Annotated in this window: 17 protein-coding genes; 8 read left to right on the plus strand and 9 right to left on the minus strand. The window is 63.6% G+C overall.

Annotation, left to right across the window (positions count from 1 at the left end):
* Positions 1-125: 125 nt before the first annotated feature.
* Together ACFPWW_RS10835 and ACFPWW_RS10840 are read right to left on the minus strand one after the other, a co-directional pair.
* The gene (locus ACFPWW_RS10835) at positions 126-1,913 is read right to left on the minus strand and encodes a glycoside hydrolase family 15 protein (protein ID WP_377311653.1); all 1,788 of its coding nucleotides are present in this window, start codon (positions 1,911-1,913) and stop codon (positions 126-128) included.
* Between the two features lie 773 nt (positions 1,914-2,686).
* Positions 2,687-2,887 (minus strand): hypothetical protein, encoded by a 201-nt coding sequence (locus tag ACFPWW_RS10840; protein ID WP_112564178.1) that lies wholly within the window; start codon positions 2,885-2,887, stop codon positions 2,687-2,689.
* A 643-nt stretch (positions 2,888-3,530) separates the two neighbouring features.
* On the opposite strand from ACFPWW_RS10840, the gene ACFPWW_RS10845 reads away from it, so the two are divergent.
* Positions 3,531-4,568, plus strand: coding sequence for an MBL fold metallo-hydrolase (locus tag ACFPWW_RS10845; RefSeq protein WP_112564176.1), 1,038 nt, complete (start codon positions 3,531-3,533; stop codon positions 4,566-4,568).
* 278 nt (positions 4,569-4,846) lie between these two features.
* Here ACFPWW_RS10845 and ACFPWW_RS10850 read toward each other — a convergent pair whose 3' ends face one another.
* Together ACFPWW_RS10850 and ACFPWW_RS10855 are read right to left on the minus strand one after the other, a co-directional pair.
* Positions 4,847-5,629 (minus strand): DUF5131 family protein, encoded by a 783-nt coding sequence (locus ACFPWW_RS10850; RefSeq protein ID WP_377311633.1) that lies wholly within the window; start codon positions 5,627-5,629, stop codon positions 4,847-4,849.
* The gene (locus ACFPWW_RS10855) at positions 5,630-6,742 is read right to left on the minus strand and encodes a three-Cys-motif partner protein TcmP (protein ID WP_377311634.1); all 1,113 of its coding nucleotides are present in this window, start codon (positions 6,740-6,742) and stop codon (positions 5,630-5,632) included.
* Positions 6,743-7,021: 279 nt separating this feature from the next.
* Between ACFPWW_RS10855 and ACFPWW_RS10860 the strand changes: the two genes are divergently transcribed.
* Positions 7,022-7,921, plus strand: coding sequence for a helix-turn-helix domain-containing protein (locus tag ACFPWW_RS10860; RefSeq protein ID WP_377311636.1), 900 nt, complete (start codon positions 7,022-7,024; stop codon positions 7,919-7,921).
* 166 nt (positions 7,922-8,087) lie between these two features.
* The gene (locus ACFPWW_RS10865) at positions 8,088-8,834 is read left to right on the plus strand and encodes an SDR family oxidoreductase (RefSeq protein ID WP_377311637.1); all 747 of its coding nucleotides are present in this window, start codon (positions 8,088-8,090) and stop codon (positions 8,832-8,834) included.
* Between the two features lie 55 nt (positions 8,835-8,889).
* Here the strand turns inward: ACFPWW_RS10865 and ACFPWW_RS10870 are convergent, their stop codons facing one another.
* Positions 8,890-9,648 (minus strand): adenylate/guanylate cyclase domain-containing protein, encoded by a 759-nt coding sequence (locus ACFPWW_RS10870; protein WP_377311638.1) that lies wholly within the window; start codon positions 9,646-9,648, stop codon positions 8,890-8,892.
* 180 nt (positions 9,649-9,828) lie between these two features.
* Here ACFPWW_RS10870 and ACFPWW_RS10875 point away from each other — a divergent pair, with 180 nt between their 5' ends.
* Positions 9,829-11,457, plus strand: a complete 1,629-nt coding sequence (locus ACFPWW_RS10875) for an arylsulfatase (protein ID WP_377311639.1) — start codon at positions 9,829-9,831, stop codon at positions 11,455-11,457.
* 130 nt (positions 11,458-11,587) lie between these two features.
* Entirely contained in the window at positions 11,588-12,040 is a 453-nt protein-coding gene (locus ACFPWW_RS10880; RefSeq protein WP_377311641.1) for a TspO/MBR family protein, read from the plus strand.
* On the opposite strand, the gene ACFPWW_RS10885 is transcribed toward ACFPWW_RS10880, so the two are convergent.
* Positions 12,037-12,282, minus strand: a complete 246-nt coding sequence (locus ACFPWW_RS10885) for a hypothetical protein (RefSeq protein WP_377311642.1) — start codon at positions 12,280-12,282, stop codon at positions 12,037-12,039. The genes ACFPWW_RS10880 and ACFPWW_RS10885 overlap by 4 nt on opposite strands.
* A 15-nt stretch (positions 12,283-12,297) precedes the next feature.
* Positions 12,298-12,744, minus strand: coding sequence for a helix-turn-helix domain-containing protein (locus ACFPWW_RS10890; RefSeq protein WP_377311643.1), 447 nt, complete (start codon positions 12,742-12,744; stop codon positions 12,298-12,300).
* A gap of 201 nt (positions 12,745-12,945) precedes the next feature.
* On the opposite strand from ACFPWW_RS10890, the gene ACFPWW_RS10895 reads away from it, so the two are divergent.
* Positions 12,946-13,749, plus strand: coding sequence for a class I SAM-dependent methyltransferase (locus ACFPWW_RS10895; protein ID WP_377311644.1), 804 nt, complete (start codon positions 12,946-12,948; stop codon positions 13,747-13,749).
* 25 nt (positions 13,750-13,774) lie between these two features.
* On the opposite strand, the gene ACFPWW_RS10900 is transcribed toward ACFPWW_RS10895, so the two are convergent.
* Positions 13,775-14,407, minus strand: a complete 633-nt coding sequence (locus ACFPWW_RS10900) for a PQQ-binding-like beta-propeller repeat protein (protein WP_377311646.1) — start codon at positions 14,405-14,407, stop codon at positions 13,775-13,777.
* A 29-nt stretch (positions 14,408-14,436) separates the two neighbouring features.
* Entirely contained in the window at positions 14,437-15,657 is a 1,221-nt protein-coding gene (locus ACFPWW_RS10905; protein WP_377311648.1) for a helix-turn-helix domain-containing protein, read from the minus strand.
* A gap of 117 nt (positions 15,658-15,774) precedes the next feature.
* Between ACFPWW_RS10905 and ACFPWW_RS10910 the strand changes: the two genes are divergently transcribed.
* Both ACFPWW_RS10910 and ACFPWW_RS10915 read left to right on the plus strand, forming a co-directional pair.
* Positions 15,775-16,569, plus strand: a complete 795-nt coding sequence (locus ACFPWW_RS10910) for a DUF899 domain-containing protein (RefSeq protein ID WP_377311649.1) — start codon at positions 15,775-15,777, stop codon at positions 16,567-16,569.
* Entirely contained in the window at positions 16,569-16,856 is a 288-nt protein-coding gene (locus ACFPWW_RS10915) for a hypothetical protein (RefSeq protein WP_377311650.1), read from the plus strand. Before ACFPWW_RS10910 ends, ACFPWW_RS10915 begins: the two co-directional genes overlap by 1 nt.
* Positions 16,857-17,542: the final 686 nt, after the last annotated feature.

Consider the following 17,542-nt stretch of genomic DNA (forward strand, 5'->3'; position numbering starts at 1 on the left):
TCAAGGAGTCTTCCCGGCTTGCAGACGCAAGCCGGCTGGATCTCTGTGACGGGCACAGAGATGAGGGAGGTCGAGGGACCGCCAGTGCCTCACCGTTACGCCGTGCGTTCTTCAGGCCCACCCCATCACGCCGCCCGCTGATCCGCCGGCCCCTCGGCCCGCGCCAGGTTCAGCGCGCTGTTGATCAGCCCGATATGGCTGAAGGCCTGCGGGAAGTTGCCCAGCATGCGCCCCTCGGCCGGATCGTATTCCTCCGCCAGCAGGCCGACATCGTTGCAGATCGCCAGCAGCCGCTCGAAAAGCTTGAGCGCATCCTCGCGCCGGCCGATCATGTTCAGCGCGTCGACCAGCCAGAAGCTGCAGGCCAGGAACGCGCCTTCGCCGGGCGGCAGGCCGTCGTCCACCTCCTGCGTTTCGTAGCGCAGCAGCAGGCCGTCGCGCAGCAGCTTGCGCTCCACCATTTCCACGGTGGCGACATAACGCGGGTCGTCGGGCGCGATGAAGCCGACCATGCCGAGATGCAGCAGGCTGGCATCCATCGCCGTCGAGCCATAGGCCTGGGTGAAGCAGCCGAGTTCGGCGTTGAAGGCCTTTTCGCAGACCTCGGCATGGATGCGGTCGGCGAGGGCGCGCCAGCGGGCGGCGGCGTGGGCTTCGCCGTCGGCCTCGGCGATCTGGACGGCGCGGTCGAAGGCCACCCAGGCCATGACCTTGGAATAGGTGAAATGCTGGCGCCGGCCGCGCACCTCCCATATGCCCTCGTCGGGCTCCAGCCAGGCTTTTTCCAGAAAGGGCAGGATGGCCTTCGCCAGTTCGCGCTCGCGCGGATGCGGCGGCAGGCCGCCCTTGCGGGCCTGCAGCATGGCGTCGGCCACCTCGCCATAGACATCGAGCTGCACCTGCTCGGCCGCCGCATTGCCGATGCGCACCGGGGCGGACCCCTCGTAGCCTTTCAGCCAGGGCACCTGCCATTCCAGAAGGTTGCGCTCGCCGGCCACGCCATACATGATCTGCATCTGGGCCGGCGCCCCGGCGACGGCGCGCAGCAGCCAGCGGCGCCAGGCGGTGGCCTCATCGTAATAGCCGAGCTTCATCAGGGCGAGCAGGGTCAGCGTCGCGTCGCGCAGCCAGCAATAGCGATAGTCCCAGTTGCGCGGCCCGCCGATCTTTTCCGGCAGGGAGGTCGTGGCGGCCGCGACGATGCCACCTGTCGGCATGTAGGTCAGCGCCTTCAGCGTGATGAGCGAGCGTTTGACCTGCTGCGTCCAGCGGCCCACCGTGGGGCATTTCGCGGCGAAGGAGAGCCAGAATTCCTCCGTATCCGGCAGGGCATATTCCACCTGCCGCGGCGCCGGCGGCGGCAGGTGCGAGGGCGACCATGTGAGCGTGAAGATCTGCTGCTCGCCGGCCGCGACCGTAAAGGCGCCGACCGTGCTCGGCCCGCGGCCTTGCAGCGGCACGGCGCAATTGAGCACCAGCCGGTCCGGCCCGGCAATGGCGGCGATGCCGCCGTCCTCGCCGCGCGTGACCCAGGGAACGGTGCGGCCGTAATCGAAGCGCAGGTTCAGCTCCATCGCGAAGGCGACGCTGCCGCTCTTGCCCTCGACGATGCGCATCAGGTCGCTGGCGCCGTCGCGCAGCGGCATGAAATCGGTGAGAACGGCCGTTCCCGTCTCCGTGCGGAACTCGGTTTCGAGAATGAGCGTGTCGTCGCGGTAGCGGCGCGTGGCGCCGTATCGGCCCGCCGGCGCAAGCGACCAGAAGCCGTTCTCCCCGGTGCCCAGCAGGGCGGCGAAACAGGCGGGAGAATCGAAGCGCGGAAAACACAGCCAGTCGATCGAGCCGCTTTTCGACACGAGCGCCGCCGTTTCGCAATCGCCGATGAGCGCGTAATCCTCAATGAGTGCCGTCACCATAGCCTCCTTCAGATGTTGCCGGAAGGTTAGGTAGGGCTCGTGCGCGGAGGTCAACCATGCGCGCGGGGTTCGGGGGCGCAGGGCGCGGTCGGCTTGCGATCGGCCAGGGCGGGGGCGTTTCGGCTGGTGGACGCGGGCTGGCCGGATTCCTGTGACGGGCACGGCAATGAGGGGAGGATGTGCTGGAGCGTGTTGCTCACCCCGTCAGGTGGAATGAGGGGAGGTGTGCTGGCGCCCGTGGCTCAGCCCCGTCAGGTGGAATGAAGGGAGGTGTGCTGGCGCCCGCGCTCCCCCGTCAGGCGCCCGACACGCGGAGCGGAGCCACATGCTCAACCTTGCCCGTTTTCACCCAGAGCCCACCCCAACCTCCCTCATTCCTGTGCCTGTCACAGGAATCCAGCCACCGCGCGTCCGCGCGGTGAATGACTCCCATATCCCGCAAGCAAATGAGTCTCTCCTGCCCAAGGACTTGGGCAGGCTGGATCCCTGTGACAAGCACAGGGATGAGGGTGGGGAGGGGAGCGTGGCTGCCCAAAGCAGGCGTCGGGCATGGCGGCAAAGACCGCCGCAGCCTCCACCACCCGATACGGCCCTTCCACCACCACCCCAACAGCGCCTCACCCAGCCTCCCAACCGTGCTGCCCGAAGCCCGCCCCAAGGGCGGAGGGCGTAACTGCAGGGCACCCGGATACGCCCGCCCTGCAGTTATGCGATGCCGCCGGCTGGCGACATCACCGGACATGCCTGCGCCGCCCTGGCATGTCCGCAGCTCACAGAAGCAGCCGCTCCAGGCTGCCCTGGTCTTTCACCCCGTGCTGGTAGAAATGCAGGATCTGGATGGCCAGTTCCTCCCGTTCGCCGTCGGTGGCGATATGCCGTGCCGTGCAGATATGCTCGTAAACGCGCTGGCAAAGGGCGACGTCCTCTTCCTGCATCGGCGTCTGGCCCGCCGACATCTTCTCTCTGATCATCGCTATTCCCTCACACGTCCCCTCCGGGGAGGTTCTAGGGCGCGGATTGCGTTCTTCAACCGGCATTTGCCCATGTCGCCGTGCCGCCCCCGTCCGCCTGGGGGATTTTTTCCATGCCCGTTCGCGATGTTACGCATGTAATAGAAACAGGCCGGCGCTTGCGCTATGGAAGGAGAAGGGCCGCCCGCTTAGGAGTTCGGGCAACCCTTCTCCACTGGTTTTGCAGCATCCAGCGTGGAGCATTGTAGGCCGGAATGACGCTTTCGCAATTTCACTTTTTAAATCGCGGCGTATTATTTCAGGCATTGCTTAATAAATGCCCGGCGGTACTTTGCGGCCGGGCATTTGCATAAATTTCGCACAGTAAAAACGGGTGTTTGAGCGGATTTATAACTGCCCGCGCCGCCGGCGGCCGGGCAGGGCGCCGCGGCCGCCCGCGGGCCTGCGCTTTGCGGCCGGGCCTGCCGTAAGGGGAAGCGAGGCTTGCGCTGCGTCAGCTACTCCGATTGGGCGAGGGCAGAGCCGCGATCGGCGCCCGCCGGCTGCTTCCGCTTTTTCCGGCGCAAGCTTATCATCGGCGCGCGGGGTCCGATGCGGTTTGCAACGCGGGAGAAGACGGAGAGGCCCAGCAGCGGAGGCGACCATGATTTTCCGGCAGCTTTTCGACAGTGTTTCCGGCACCTATACCTATCTCATCGCTTCAAGGCGCGGCGGCGAGGCGCTGATTATCGATCCCGTGCTGGAAAAGGTGGAGCGCTACATGCAGCTCGTGCGCGAGCTGGACCTGAAGCTGGTCAAGGCGGTCGACACGCATCTGCATGCCGACCACATTACCGGGCTCGGCGCGCTGCGCGACCAGACCCATTGCATCACCGTGATGGGCGAGCAGACCAAGGCCGATGTCGTGGCCATGCGCGTTGCCGAAGGCGACCGCGTCACCATCGAGGGCCTCAGCCTCGACGTGCTCTACACGCCCGGCCATACGGACGATTCCTATTCCTACCTGATGGGCGACCGCATCTTCACCGGCGACACGCTGCTCATCCGCGGCACCGGCCGCACCGATTTCCAGAACGGCGACCCGCGCGCCCAGTACGACTCGATCTTCAACAAGCTCTTGCGCCTGCCGGAGGAAACGCTGCTCTTCCCCGCCCACGACTACAAGGGCGACACGGTCTCCACCATCGGCGAGGAAAAACGCTTCAACCCGCGCCTGCAGGTGAAATCGATCGACGAATATGTCGAGCTGATGAACAACCTGCACCTGCCCAACCCCAAGATGATGGACGTCGCCGTGCCCGCCAACATCCATATCGGGCTGCACCAGGAGGAGATTGCGCGAAAAGGCTGGGCGGTGAGCGCGAAGGAGGCGCTGGGCTTACGGGGGCGCAGCGATGTTGTCATCGTGGACCTGCGCGAGAGGAGCGAGCGGGAGCGGCACGGGGTCATCCCCGGCTCGCTGCATGCGCCCTATGCGGACCTGCAGGAGAATCTCTCAGCCGGCGGGATGCTGCATGAGCTGGCGGTGGCGACGGGGAAAAGGGTGGTGTTTTACTGTGCGTTCGGGGAGCGGTCGGCGATGGCCGTGCAGGCGGCGCAGGATGCCGGGGTGGGGAGCGCGTGCCATATTGAGGGTGGGATTGATGCGTGGAAGAAGGCCGGAGGGGTGGTGGGGGAGTGAGGTGTGAGAGTGGCAGTGGCAGTGGCAGTGGCAGTGGTCAGTAACTCGCTACCCAAAAAGCAGACGCCGCGGACAAAAGCGGCGTAGGAGGAGGCGCCCACCATCGCTCAAAAACCTTAGAAAACGGACTTTCGGGGGTGGAAAGCGTGTCGAAAAAGGGAAGCGGTTGGAGAGATCAAAGCAGTTAAAAATTAGCGCTTCTGCAGCTGTATTGTGCCCCCCCAATGTCGCACCTCAACACGCAATCGCTGACAAGAGAAAGGTGTGGAATTCCAGTCCTAGGTGTACATCGTCGTACGTTCGTGAAATTCACTAGGCGCAGGCCGTGGAAACTCGTCCCATGTTCGATTGTCCAGCGTTCTTCCGGTTTTCTTCTTATTGACGCCACCCCATTGCTTAAAATGGAAAGCAACGTCAGCGTCCAAGCACTGATCCCGAATAGAGCGCACCCACTCAGGGCTCATCGCTCTCGCGTTTGGTCCGCTCTCTCCCCCTACAATAGCCCAATGAATGCCTAGAAGGTTCAAGTTGTCCAGCGGTCCTAGCAAGGGCTCTAGGCTCAAAAACTTCGTTTTGGCGCCGGTCCTGCGAAGATGATCAATCCGATACTGATAATCTGCACTCTCTACACTTACACCCATCCAAACGTTGTCCGGCCATTTCAGCACTTCGGATAATTCTTCCAGCCGCTCCGCGCGCTTAGTGAGGATTTGGAACGTATGCTGTGACGCATCCACCATAGTATCAAAGACACGTCTAATGAAATCTATAGGCACGCTCTCATGGAAAAGGTCAGACATCGAATTGACGAATATCATTCTGCCTGTCTTCCAACTTTTCGGTAACGCCAGCGAAGTTTCGTCAATTCGAACGACACCGTTCCATTTTGCTCGTCCACCAGACATCCGAGTGGTGCCTGCGTACTTCGGCTGTCCCATTGCTTCAAGGCGCCTAGCCATTCTCATAGCGTAGCAATGCGTGCAGCCGGGCGATATGATCGTGCAACCAGCGACCGGGTTCCACGTCGCCTCGGTCCATTCAATCGCTGAATTGGTGGCCATCTATTTGTCCTTCGGGAACCTTACATGAACATGTTCTGGGAATGTTCCCTTTCGCCTTTTACCCGTGGTGGAAAAAACCTCAATCAGTTTTTCATTTTCGAGGTCAGTTAGAAGGTCGCTGTAATTTTTGCGGATGTACGGCGTATCTACGGAATGCCGCTCATAAATCTGATCGAGCGACGCCTCTTTTCCTGCAAAACTCTTCAATAAATCACCGCGTAATGCATCAATAGGTCGTTGCAGGGAAAACAACAGAGGCATATCTGCGTCAGCTGGAGAATAAGTCAGCGAGGGCACACCCTGATCGGTTGTTGAGCTTTCCTTCGCCATGATATCTTTCATGATCCCATACCCTTTGAAGCTCTTTGAGACGAATATCAATTTATGAGAAGTCCGAGTTCCCTTCGAATTCTTAAATGTAAATGGCAGTACGAATTTTCCGCCTAACGCCTTAATCTCAGCTGCGAGTTCTTCCAGTATGAGAGCTTCGCGCAACTCTGGCGACTTGCCGGGCAACATTTCTCTCAAACGATCAGCTCTTCCTTTGGTGAACAGCGCATCTATGTGGCCAGAAACCGCCGGATTTGAAATACCAGCATTCACCCTGTTGTAGTTAAAGAAGAAAACGCAATCGCAGCCCCAGTCTTTGATTACGCCATTGACGATCTTCAGCGATAAGCCTTTGTAACCGAACGGGTCGATGAAAGAAAACGACGGCACTAGCTTCGTCTTGTTGAAATAGACTTCCGCCTCTTGATCCACGGGACCACAAGTGACAGTCGGTGCGTGTTTCAACGATGAAATGCCGGGGAGCTTTGCGATTTCCTCTTGCAATGTCTGTGTTTTGTCACTGTCGCCATCGTTGAAGTAAGTAACCAACATCTTGGCAATTCGGGGATTTGCAATTGCTTGCTCAAGAATAAGAAGAGGAGTTGAAGCTGCGCCATCCTTGTATCGTCCCGGTCCGGCATACAAATCGATATAGGCGATAGGTGTGCCCATTCGCTCTGCGGCGCCCATAACAACGTTAGCCCAAACGAACAGATATTTCTGTACGATACGCGCCTTCACTTCGGACTGATCGGTCCGCTCATCAAAGAATTTCTTGGACATAAGCTCACCTTCAACGCCAATACTGTTTTGGTAAGCTGCAAAAACTGAGTTCACAATATCTGCAGGTTGCCGACACACAACCTTTTTCGCGCCTAAGTGCCAAAGTGGGAAAATACACAATTTTAAAGTACATCTGGATCAGGATCGGCTGTCGTCAGGGCAGCAATTGACTGACTATCTAGCGGGCGTGCGGTATCGCTTACTTGTCAGTTGGAGGTTTCGCTCGCAGACGTGCTACGTCGTCTTATCCAAAGATGCATACAGAAGCCGAAATTCGCAATGCCCCATAAATCCACCCCCGAAGCCCTGAGCCAGCGTATCCATGCCCGCCTTCTCGCCAGCAGCCACGGCCCGGCATGGAGCACCATTTCCGTCCAGCTTCTCTCCCATCAGCCACTCGAAACCAATCTCCTCATACCCGCCGTTGCCGAGCCGCTTGTGGTCTGGATCGTCTCCGGCTCGGCTCGCGTCGAGGAGCGCGATATCGGCGGGGAGTGGATGGCGGTGGAGGTTTCGGCGGGGGATTTTTATCTGACGCAGAGTGAGACGCCCTATGAATTGCGATGGGAGACGAGTGCGGGCGAGGCGCTTTGTGTCATGCATCTCTATCTCGGGCTGCCGATCTACCAGCGGGCGATAGCGGAGGTCTTGGGCGGCGAGGGCGCGGAGCGGTTTCGGCTGGCGGATGTCTCGGGGGCGCGGGACGAGGCGATTTCGGGGTTGATGGAGATGGTCCTGAAAGAGCTGACGGAGGCTGCCGAGCCCAGCGAAATGGTCGTGCAGGGCCTTGCGCAGGCGCTCGCCGTGCATCTGGTGCGGCACTACGGCAAGCGGGACAGCGCGGCGCCTGCCCGGCGCGGGGCGCTGCCGGCCTTCAAGCTGCAGAAGGTGGTGCGGATGATGGAGGCGGGGCTCGATCAGGCCTTCAGTCTCGAAAGCCTCGCGGCTGCGGCCGAGCTCAGCGCCTTTCATTTTTCCCGCGTCTTCAAGCAATCGACCGGTTTTTCGCCATCGGATTATTTCATCCAGCTCAAGATGGCCGAGGCGCGGCGGCTGTTGCGCGAAACGGATGAAAGCATCATCCAGATCGCGCTCGATCTCGGCTATTCCAGCCCCAGCCATTTCGCGCAGGTCTTCCGCCGGCAGGTCGGCGTCAGCCCGCGCGATTATCGCGGCTAGGCCATTGCGGGCGCGGGGCGCTGCCCGGTTTTGCCGGACTGGCTCTCGTTCACAGCAAATCCCCGACAGTTTCAGCAACCGGCCGAGCGAAGGCGCGCGGCGATCTTTCTAGCCTGTTCCCGTCGAAACCAGCCGTCTCAAGGGCGGCAGATAAGGGAATGAAACCATGTCAATCCAGGGAAAGACGGCTCTCATCACCGGCGCATCGAGCGGCATCGGCGCTGCGACCGCGCTGAAGCTTGCGAAGAATGGCGTCAAGGTCGGGCTTGCGGCGCGGCGCGCAGACCGGCTGGCAGCGCTGGTTGCCGAGATCGAGCGCGATGGCGGGCAGGCGGTTGCGCTTGAAATGGATGTCGTCGATAGCGCCTCGGTTGCGTCAGGCGTCGCCAAGCTCGCTGAGGCCTTCGGCACGATCGATATCCTCTTCAACAATGCCGGCCTGATGCCGCTTTCGGATGTCGAGGCGCTGAAAGTGGAGGAATGGCACCGGATGGTGGACGTCAATATCAAGGGCGTGCTCCACACCACCGCCGCCGTGCTGCCGCACATGATTGCCGCGAAATCCGGCCATATCGTCAACACATCGTCGATTGCCGGCCGCAAGGTCTTTGCGGGGCTCACGGTCTATTGCGCGACCAAGCACGCCATTACCGCGCTGTCTGATGGCATGCGCATCGAACTCGGCAAAAAGCACAATATCCGCGTCACCTGCGTACAGCCGGGTGCCGTCGAGACCGAGCTTCTCGAGCAGATCTCGGACCCGGCCGTGCGCCGGCAGATGGAGGAGCTGAAGACGCAGATGGAGTTTCTGAAGGCGGGGGATATTGCCGATACGGTGCTGTTTGCGCTGCAATCGCCGTCGCACATGGATATTGCCGAAGTATTCGTGATGCCGACGCAGCAGGCTTGGTGAGCTTTGTGGCATTCGCAAGCGAGGGGACGGGCAGGGCATGCGATGCTTTGCGCGCTCAGCCCGCCCGCAGAACCCGTGCCTCCACCGGCTGCGCGATGCCTTTCAGCGAAAGCATGCGCGGCTCGCTTCCGGCCACCAGCGCCGGCGCCTGGCGGGCTGCCTCGGACGAGATCACCATCTCGCCCGCCGCCGCCTGCGATTCCAGCCTTGCGGCCTGGTTGACGACGCCGCCGATGGCGGTGAAATCGCTGTGGAAGCTTGAGAATTCGCCGATCTGCACGTCGCCGGTATGGATGCCGACGCCGATGCCGAGCGGCTGGCCGGGGTCGATTTCGGCAAGCGCTTCGCCGCAGAATCGCTGGATATCCCTGCCGGCCTGGATGGCGGCGGCGGCATGGTCCTGGCGCCTGATCGGAAAGTTGAAGATCGCCATCAGCCCGTCGCCCATCTGCTTGTTGACGATGCCGTCATTGGCCCAGATCGCCTCTGCCGCGCGGGTCTGGAAGAGGCTGACGATGCGGCCGAGTTCGGCGGCGTCCGTGCGCTCGGAAAGGCCGGTATAATCGCGGATATCGGCAAAGAGGATGGTGGCGCCGGAGGTGATGTGGCGCTTTTTCTTCACATATTGGAAGGAGCGCTCGCAGATCGTGCAGATATCCGGGTTCATCTTGCTCCGGGTGATGCCGAAGGCGCGCAGCGGCAGCGAAAGCGGGCCGCCGATCGGGATCGGCATATGCATCTGGTCCCAGCAGCCGCGGCAGATGCCGGCGCTGCCGGGCCTTGCCTGATGCCTTGCGCTCGCCGCTGTCGTCATGGCCGTGATGCCCCGTTGCAGGCAGAGCTTCCGCCAGTCCGGGCCGTTTGGCAACGGCGTTTACGCCGGCCGTTTACGGTAACGTACTTCCGGCCGGGCGAACGATCTGTCTTGCTGTGCCCTCAAGTCGCATCTTCGGGTGCCGGCCGGACGGCCGCAACAGGCGAGGGAGGAACCGCCATGAGCGAAGACGGCAGGGACGAAATCATCAACGACGGCAGGGAGGAGACAGGCGCGGTGCGCCGGCGCGACATCCTGCTCGGCGGCAGTTCGCTGGCGCTTGCGGCGCTCGCCGTTTCGGCGACCGCGCCGGCGGCGAGCGCGCAGCAGGCCGCGACGGGCGCTGCCGGCGGCAAGCCGAATATCCTCGTCATCATGGGCGACGATATCGGCTGGTTCAACCCGAGCATCTACCATCGCGGCATGATGGGCTACAAGACGCCCAATATCGACCGCATCGGCGCGGAGGGCGCGCTGTTTACCGACTGGTACGGCGAGCAGAGCTGCACGGCGGGCCGCGCCGCCTTCATCACCGGCCAGTCGCCGATCCGCACCGGGCTCACCAAGGTCGGCCTGCCCGGCGCCGATGTCGGCATCCGGCCGGAAGACCCGACGGTTGCCGAATTGATGAAATCGCTCGGCTACAATACGGGCCAGTTCGGCAAGAACCATCTGGGCGACAAGGACGAGTTCCTGCCCACCAATCACGGCTTCGACGAGTTCTTCGGCAATCTCTACCACCTCAATGCGGAGGAGGAGCCGGAAAATCCCGACTACCCGAAGAACCCGGAATTCCGCAAACGCTTCGGCCCGCGCGGGGTCATCCATTCCTTCGCCGACGGCCGCATCGAGGATACCGGCGCGCTGACGAGAAAGCGCATGGAAACCGTGGACCAGGAATTCTGCGATGCGGCGCTCGATTTCCTGGACCGGCAGAACAGGAGCGGCAAGCCCTGGTTCTGTTATTTCAATTCCACCCGCATGCATGTGAACACGCATCTGAAGGCGTCCTCGCAAGGCGTCACCGGCAAGGGCCTCTACGCCGACGGCATGGTGGAGCACGACGGCATCGTCGGCCAGCTCCTGAAAAAGCTCGACGATCTCGGCGTTAGCGAAAACACGATCGTCATCTACACGACGGATAACGGCGCGGAAGTCATGACCTGGCCAGACGGCGGCAATACGCCGTTTCGCGGCGAGAAGGCGACGAACTGGGAGGGCGGCTACCGGGTACCGACGGTCATCCGCTGGCCCGGCGTCATCAAGCCCGGCACGGTCTATAACGACATGTTCTCGCATTACGACCTGATCCCGACTTTCTGCGCGGCCGCCGGCGAGCCCGATATCGTCGGGAAGTGCAAGGCCGGCTATCAGGCCGGCGCCAAGACCTTCAAGGTGCATCTCGACGGCAATAACCTGATGCCTTATTTCCGGGGCGAGGTGAACGAGGGGCCGCGCCGCGAATTCCTGTTCTGGAACGATGACGGCGAGCTGGTGGCCGTGCGCGTCATGGACTGGAAAATGGTCTTCAAGGAACAGGACCATGAGGGCATCGGCGTCTGGCGCAACGAATTCACCAACCTGCGGGTGCCGAAGATCTTCAACATGCGCTCCGACCCGTTCGAGCGCGGCGACAGTTCCATCGAATATGATACCTGGCTGTTCGACCGCGCCTTTCTCGTCGTGCCGTCGCAGGCGATCGTCGCCAAATGGCTGGAAAGCTTCAATGAGTTTCCGATCCGGCAGAGGCCGGCGACCTTCAACCTCGATCAGGTCATGCAGCAGCTTTCGGCTCCGGGAGGCCAATAGAGGCCGGGCGGCCTGAACGCCGCCCGGCAGGCCGTTTTTCGCATCCGCCCCGTGCCGCCGCCGTTCGCCGGCGCCCTTGACGGCCGGCCGCAGGACGCCACTTCAACCGTCACGCATGACGGGGTTTTCCTTGCACCGGTTCGACCCCTATCTGCTCTTCGTTCTGCTGTCGCTCGGCGGCGGGCTGCTCGTCGGCCTCATCAACCTGCCGGACGAATGGTACCAGTCGCTCGCCAAGCCCTGGTTCACCCCGCCCGAGCGGCTGTTCGGCCCGGTCTGGACGGTGCTCTACATCCTCGTCGGCATTGCCGGGGCGCGCAGCTATGCGCGCAGCCGGCGCTCGCCCGTCATGACCGCGTGGATCGCCCAGCTTGTGCTGAACTTCGCCTGGTCGCCGGCCTTTTTCGGCCTGCGCTCGCCAGGCCTGGGGCTGATGGTCATCCTCCCGCTGCTGCTCACCATCCTTGCCTTCATCGGCCTGTCGTGGAAACGCGACCGGCTGTCGTCGGCCCTGTTCGTGCCCTACGGCCTGTGGGTCGCCTATGCCGCGGCGCTGAACGGCGCCATCGTCTTCATGAACTAAAGCAATTCCAGCAAAAGTGTGAAGCGGTTTTGCGTCCGGAATTGCGTGGAGGCAAAAGCAATTCCAGCAAAAGTGTGAAGCGGTTTTGCGTCCGGAATTGCGTGAGACAAAGAGCAATTCCAGCAAAAGTGCGCAATTATGCGGGAACCGCCATCAGGCAAAAGATGGTCGTCCATGCGGCGCAGCTTCGACGTGACCGGATCGTCATCGTTGGATCGCAGATCTGCGATCCGGCGCTTCATCCGGGGCAAGCTCTTTCAGGCGTCGACGAGTTCAACCTTTAGCCTTTTTCCCACCGAACGGGCAGCCCGGTCGAGTGTTTCAAGCGAAACGGCCACATTGCGAGGGTCGAGCACTCTTTTCACCTGAGTTCGGCTCGTGCCCATTTTGGCGGCCATTTCCGACTGGGTGATCGATTGTGCCTTCCGGGCTTCCTCGATCTGCCATGTCAAAACCCGCTTGATCGCCTCACCATAGACCTCTTCCTTTTCGCCGAGCTCTGCGAGGAAGTCTTCAAGCGTGCCGCCAACGGAAGAATTCAGGTCACTCATTTGTTTTTCCTCTTCTGCGACTTCTTTCGGCGTTTCGACCGTTCCTGATGCTCTTTCCAGCGCTTGATTGCCACTTCTTGTGCCGTATAAGGTACAAATCGGCAAGTTAATTATTCGGGTGTCGTGCGATTGCAACCATGCGCGCGATACCATCTTGAGCTGCCGATATGAGATTCTGCCGCGAAATTCCATAGCTTGCGCCAGTCCGGTCTGCGGCGCGACCTGCTTTGCGCAGTCCGCCGTCGAAACCGGAGCCTCGCCGGCAAATGCTTCCGGCCAGCGAAAGCTTGCGGCGCCGGTCGGGCGGTCGTAAACTCGGGCCAGACATTGTCCCGTTCGAAGGGAGAGACTGCGATGCCGTCGAGTTTCAATGTCGGAAGTGCCGAGGGTTACGAGCAGCTGATGGGGCGCTGGAGCAGGAGGCTCGCGCCCGGTTTCATCGATTTTGCCGGACTCGGCGATGGCGAAAGCGTTCTCGACGTCGGCTGCGGCACGGGAAGCCTGACCTTCACGCTGGCCGGGCATGCCGGCCTGAAGGCGATTTCGGCCATCGATTTTTCGCCTGTCTTCGTGGAGGCGGCAAGCCGGCGCAACCGGGACCCGCGCGTCACGATCCGGCAGGCGGATGCCTGCGCGCTGCCCTTTGCGGATGCTAGCTTCGACCGGGCGCTCTGCCTGCTGGTGCTGCATTTCGTGCCGGAGGCCGGCAAGGCGGTGGCCGAGATGGCCCGCGTCGTGCGTCCGGGCGGCACGGTTGCCGCCGCCGTCTGGGACCATTACGGCGGCATGTCCTGCATGCGCATGACGTGGGATACGGCTGCCATGATCGACGCCAACGCGCAGGCCATGCGCCACCGCTACTCGTTCCAGCCGATGATGCGGCCGGGGGAAATGAAGGCGAGCTTTGCCGCCGCCGGCCTTGCCGATGTCGAGGAAACGTCGCTGACGATGCGCATGGATTACAGTTCCTTTGCCGATTACTGGGACCCGATCGCGGCCGGCGAAGGCCCGCTCGGCAAATATGTGGCGGCGCTCGATGCGCCGATGCGCGCGAATGTCGATGCCGCCGTCAGGCAGGCCTACGAGGCCGGAGAGCCGGACGGGCCGCGATCCTTCGCCTCCGTCGCCTGGGCCTGCCGGGGCAGGGTGCCGGGGTGAGGCGGGGCGGGGCCGTCGCGCCGGTTTACCGCGGCCGCCTGACGGCCCGCACCTTGCCGCTGCCGCCGCCGCCGGCGTAGAAGAGGTCGCCGCCATCGGCTTCCAGCCCGGAAACGCCGGTGCCCTCGGGCATGTCCAACCGTTCCAGCACCTCGCCGGTTGCCGGGTCGATGCGCCTGATGTCGCTCCTGTCGTCCTGCCAGGTGGCGTGCCAGAGTTCGCCGTCCACCCAGGTGACGCCGGTGACATGGCGCCTGGAATGGATGGTGCGCAGGATCGCGCCCGTTTCCGGGTCGATCTCGTGGATGCAGTTTTCGCGGTACTGGCCGACCCAGAGGCTGCCCTCGCACCAGGCCATGCCGGAATCGGCACCCTTGCCGGGGGCCGGGATGGTGGCGAGCACGGCGCCGGTTTCAGGGTCGATCTTGCGGATCTTGTCTTCGGCGATCTGGAAGATGTAGCGCCCGTCGAAGGCGGTGCCGGCATGGGCGGCGATATCGATGGCGGCAAGTTCGGCCCCGCTTGCCGGGTCGAGCGCCCGCAGGCTCTCGCCGGCGGCAAACCAGACCCTGCTGCCGTCATAGGTGACGCCGCCGATATTGCGCGCGCCCTCGAACGGGCCGTATTCCCGCACGATTTCTGCCTGCGATGTCTTCATCTGCTCCATCCTCCGTTGGCCAGACGATGTTAGTCGCTCGGCAGCGGGCCGGGGAGTAACAATGTTGTCGGGAAGCCGACGACCGGCGGCATCATCCAGCGGCGCGCGCGGCCATTGCCGACAAACTGCACCTTGCCGGCTGCCGCCAGCGCATCCAGCGCCCGCTGCACCGTGCGCGGGCTGAGGCTGAGGGCGATCGCCAGCGCCGTGCTGGACCAGGATTCGCCGTCGGCAAGAAGCGCCAGCAGCGCCGCATGGTCCTCCTCCACCGGCGGGGCGAGCACGACGACGGCGCGCCCGCCATGCGCCAGCAGGGCAAAACCGTGGCTCGTCGCCTTCACCTCGGCAAGACCGGCAAGGGCGGCACGCAGCCGGCCGATCTCGACGCGCAGCCGCGCCCGGTGGGATTCGTCGGCATGGCGGGCGCGGAAGGCGCGGGCAAGCAGGGCCGAGCGCGAGATATCGGAGGGTGCTGCTTCGCCAAGCGCGCGGGCCAGCGCAAAGAGCACCGGCCGGCTGGCGAGCGGCACGATGGCGCCGCCGGCGCGCACGACGTTGCGGCAGGCGTCGACGACCAGCGTGCCGGAGGCAAGCAGCGCCTCGACCTCCTGCAGCTGCAGGAGGCGCTCTGCGCCGCCGTCGAGCAGCCGGGCGGCGGGCGCGTCCAGAACCCTTGCCGCTTCCCCGACCTCCACGGCAAGCGCCGGAATGCCGGCTTTTGCCGCCGCCTCGGCGGCCCTCGCCAGCGCGGCGCGGGCCGGGCCGGTGCGCAGCCGGCGGATCGCGACACCGGCAAGGGCCAGCTCGTGGCCGGCGCGGGCGGCCGGCGGCAGCGGCGAGGGGTCGAGATCGGCAAGCAGCCTTTCGGCCGCATCCAGTTGGCCGATCAGCAGCAGGCGGCGGATCTGCAGGGTGCGGGCATGGGCGGCGTTGACGCGGTCGCCGCGCCGCTCGAGCGTCAGGCGGGCCGCCTCCAGCGCCTTTTCCGGCCAGGCGAGATCGCGCGAGACCAGCGCGATCTCGGCCTGCGCTACGACGCAGCGGGCGCGCGCCACCGGCTCGCGCGGGCCGAAGGCAAGGGCCGCACCCTTGAGCAGCGCCTTGGCGCGGGCGAGATCGCCGAGCTGGGCCATGGCGATGCCGCGCAGCGCCAGCGCCGGCGGGTCGTTGCGCAGCGCCACGCGCTTCATGGCGCCCAGCGCATCGCCGACGGCAAGCGCCTGCGCGGCGGCTGTTATCAGCGAGTCCATCGGAATCCCGTCATACTTGTAACTCCCACTGCTTGGCCTTCCAGACCTAGTTTATTCCCCATCGGCAGGCAACGGCCCGCCGTCTGACAGGTTTCAATGCCAATGAGGAGAAGAGCGATGACGATGCACAAGACCGGAACACGGGCGGAATGGCTGCAGGCGCGGCTGGCGCTGCTCGAGCACGAAAAGGAACTGACGCGCCGCAGCGACGAGATCGCCGAATTGCGCCGGGAGCTGCCCTGGGTGAAGATCGAGAAGGACTACCGGCTGGAGACGGAAGCCGGCATCGTGCCGCTCGCAGCCCTCTTCAAGGGCCGCTCGCAGCTCATCGTCTACCATTTCATGTTCGGGCCGGACTATACGGCCGGCTGCCCCTCCTGCTCGTCGATCGCCGACGGCTTCAACGGCGTCACCGTGCATCTGGAAAACCACGACGTCGCCTTCAGCGCCGTCTCCCGCGCCCCGCTCGCCAGGCTTCTGGAGTTCAAGCGCCGCATGGGCTGGAACTTCGACTGGGCCTCGTCCGGCGGCAGCGATTTCAACCACGATTTCAACGTCTGGTTCACGCCGGAGGAACAGCGGGGCGGCATCGACTACAACTACCGCCGCGAGCCGCCGATGCTTGACGCGCAGGCCGGCAGGACGGTGCAGCAATGGGAGCTGCGCGGCAGCGAAGGGCCGGTCGCTGAGATCGCCTCCATGACCGGCACCGACATCGCCACCTATACCCGCGACCGCCCCGGCCTCAGCGCCTTTATCATGCAGGGCGGCGCCATCTACCACACCTATTCCTCCTATGCGCGGGGGCTCGACGGCGTGTGGGGCATGTACCAGTGGCTCGACCGCGCGCCGCTCGGCCGCAACGAGACGGGCGTCTGGTGGCGCCACCACGACCGCTACGAGGCCGCCTGATGCGCCCCTCGGCCTCCACATCCGCATCGGGGGCCGGCCGTTCAGCCGGCTCCCGCCTGACGGCGGGCCTTGCGCGCGGGCTCTCGCTCGCGGCGGCACCGACCTTCGCCCTCATGGCAGCGCTTTCGGCAAACGAGCCGGCGGGCGGCATGATCTGTTCCGGCATGCCGATGCACGGGGCGGCCGGCATGAGCGGCATGGCGGCGATGTACCTGCTGATGAGCCTGTTCCATGCCGGGCCCTGGCTGCGATGGATCGGCGGCGAGGGCGGTTTTCGGGCTTCGTAGGGCGGCAAGGGCTTTGCGGGGGGAGTCGGGGGGCACTCTCCCCGCCTCGTGCCCGACGTGGCATCTCACGGAAATGAGGGAAGGGCAGGCTGGCGATCCGCCGTCTAGCGCGTCCATACTGCGCAGTTGCCTTAGTGGGGCGAGGCGGCTACCTCACCCACCTCATCCCTGTCCTCGGACTTGTTCCGGGGACCATCACAGGAAACCAGCAGCCGCGTGTCCACGCGGCGGAAGACTCTTGTTCCCGCGGCAAGCTCGCAGTACTGGCGAATACGCGGGAGAGCAGCCGGCGTTCCTCCCTCCTGGCATGCGGCGAGCGGTCTGTTCTTCAGGAGTCTCTCCGGCTTGCAGACGCAAGCCGGCTGGATCCCTGTGACAGGCACAGGGATGAGGTGGGTGAGGGAAGCGTCGCTGCCCAAAGCCGGCGTCGGGCAGGCGTCGGGGATGGCGGCAAGGGGCCTTCCGCAGCCTCCTCCACCCGACACGGCCCTTTCAGCGCTAACCCACCAGCGCCTCACCCATCCCTCGCAACCGCTCTGCCGGGAGGCCCACCCCAACCACCTTGTATCTGCACATTGATGATTTTGTGCGAAAGAAGCGACTGAGCCTCTTGCCGGGTGGCCACCCGGCAAGAGGCGTGGCGTCGTCGCCCGTTCCCCCTGCGGTTACAACCGTGGATGAGCCAG

Source organism: Rhizobium sp. GCM10022189 (genome assembly GCF_042656325.1).
Taxonomy (GTDB): domain Bacteria; phylum Pseudomonadota; class Alphaproteobacteria; order Rhizobiales; family Rhizobiaceae; genus Rhizobium.

Bases quoted from the DNA above. Each gene is read 5' to 3' on its own strand.
- ACFPWW_RS10840 (WP_112564178.1), bottom strand. From the start codon at position 2,887: ATGATCAGAGAGAAGATGTCGGCGGGCCAGACGCCGATGCAGGAAGAG.
- ACFPWW_RS10890 (WP_377311643.1), bottom strand. From the start codon at position 12,744: ATGGTATCGCGCGCATGGTTGCAATCGCACGACACCCGAATAATTAAC.
- ACFPWW_RS10875 (WP_377311639.1), top strand. From the start codon at position 9,829: ATGAGCGAAGACGGCAGGGACGAAATCATCAACGACGGCAGGGAGGAG.
- ACFPWW_RS10905 (WP_377311648.1), bottom strand. From the start codon at position 15,657: ATGGACTCGCTGATAACAGCCGCCGCGCAGGCGCTTGCCGTCGGCGAT.
- ACFPWW_RS10885 (WP_377311642.1), bottom strand. From the start codon at position 12,282: ATGAAGCGCCGGATCGCAGATCTGCGATCCAACGATGACGATCCGGTC.
- ACFPWW_RS10860 (WP_377311636.1), top strand. From the start codon at position 7,022: ATGCCCCATAAATCCACCCCCGAAGCCCTGAGCCAGCGTATCCATGCC.
- ACFPWW_RS10865 (WP_377311637.1), top strand. From the start codon at position 8,088: ATGTCAATCCAGGGAAAGACGGCTCTCATCACCGGCGCATCGAGCGGC.
- ACFPWW_RS10855 (WP_377311634.1), bottom strand. From the start codon at position 6,742: ATGTCCAAGAAATTCTTTGATGAGCGGACCGATCAGTCCGAAGTGAAG.
- ACFPWW_RS10900 (WP_377311646.1), bottom strand. From the start codon at position 14,407: ATGAAGACATCGCAGGCAGAAATCGTGCGGGAATACGGCCCGTTCGAG.
- ACFPWW_RS10910 (WP_377311649.1), top strand. From the start codon at position 15,775: ATGACGATGCACAAGACCGGAACACGGGCGGAATGGCTGCAGGCGCGG.
- ACFPWW_RS10895 (WP_377311644.1), top strand. From the start codon at position 12,946: ATGCCGTCGAGTTTCAATGTCGGAAGTGCCGAGGGTTACGAGCAGCTG.
- ACFPWW_RS10915 (WP_377311650.1), top strand. From the start codon at position 16,569: ATGCGCCCCTCGGCCTCCACATCCGCATCGGGGGCCGGCCGTTCAGCC.
- ACFPWW_RS10850 (WP_377311633.1), bottom strand. From the start codon at position 5,629: ATGGCCACCAATTCAGCGATTGAATGGACCGAGGCGACGTGGAACCCG.
- ACFPWW_RS10845 (WP_112564176.1), top strand. From the start codon at position 3,531: ATGATTTTCCGGCAGCTTTTCGACAGTGTTTCCGGCACCTATACCTAT.
- ACFPWW_RS10870 (WP_377311638.1), bottom strand. From the start codon at position 9,648: ATGACGACAGCGGCGAGCGCAAGGCATCAGGCAAGGCCCGGCAGCGCC.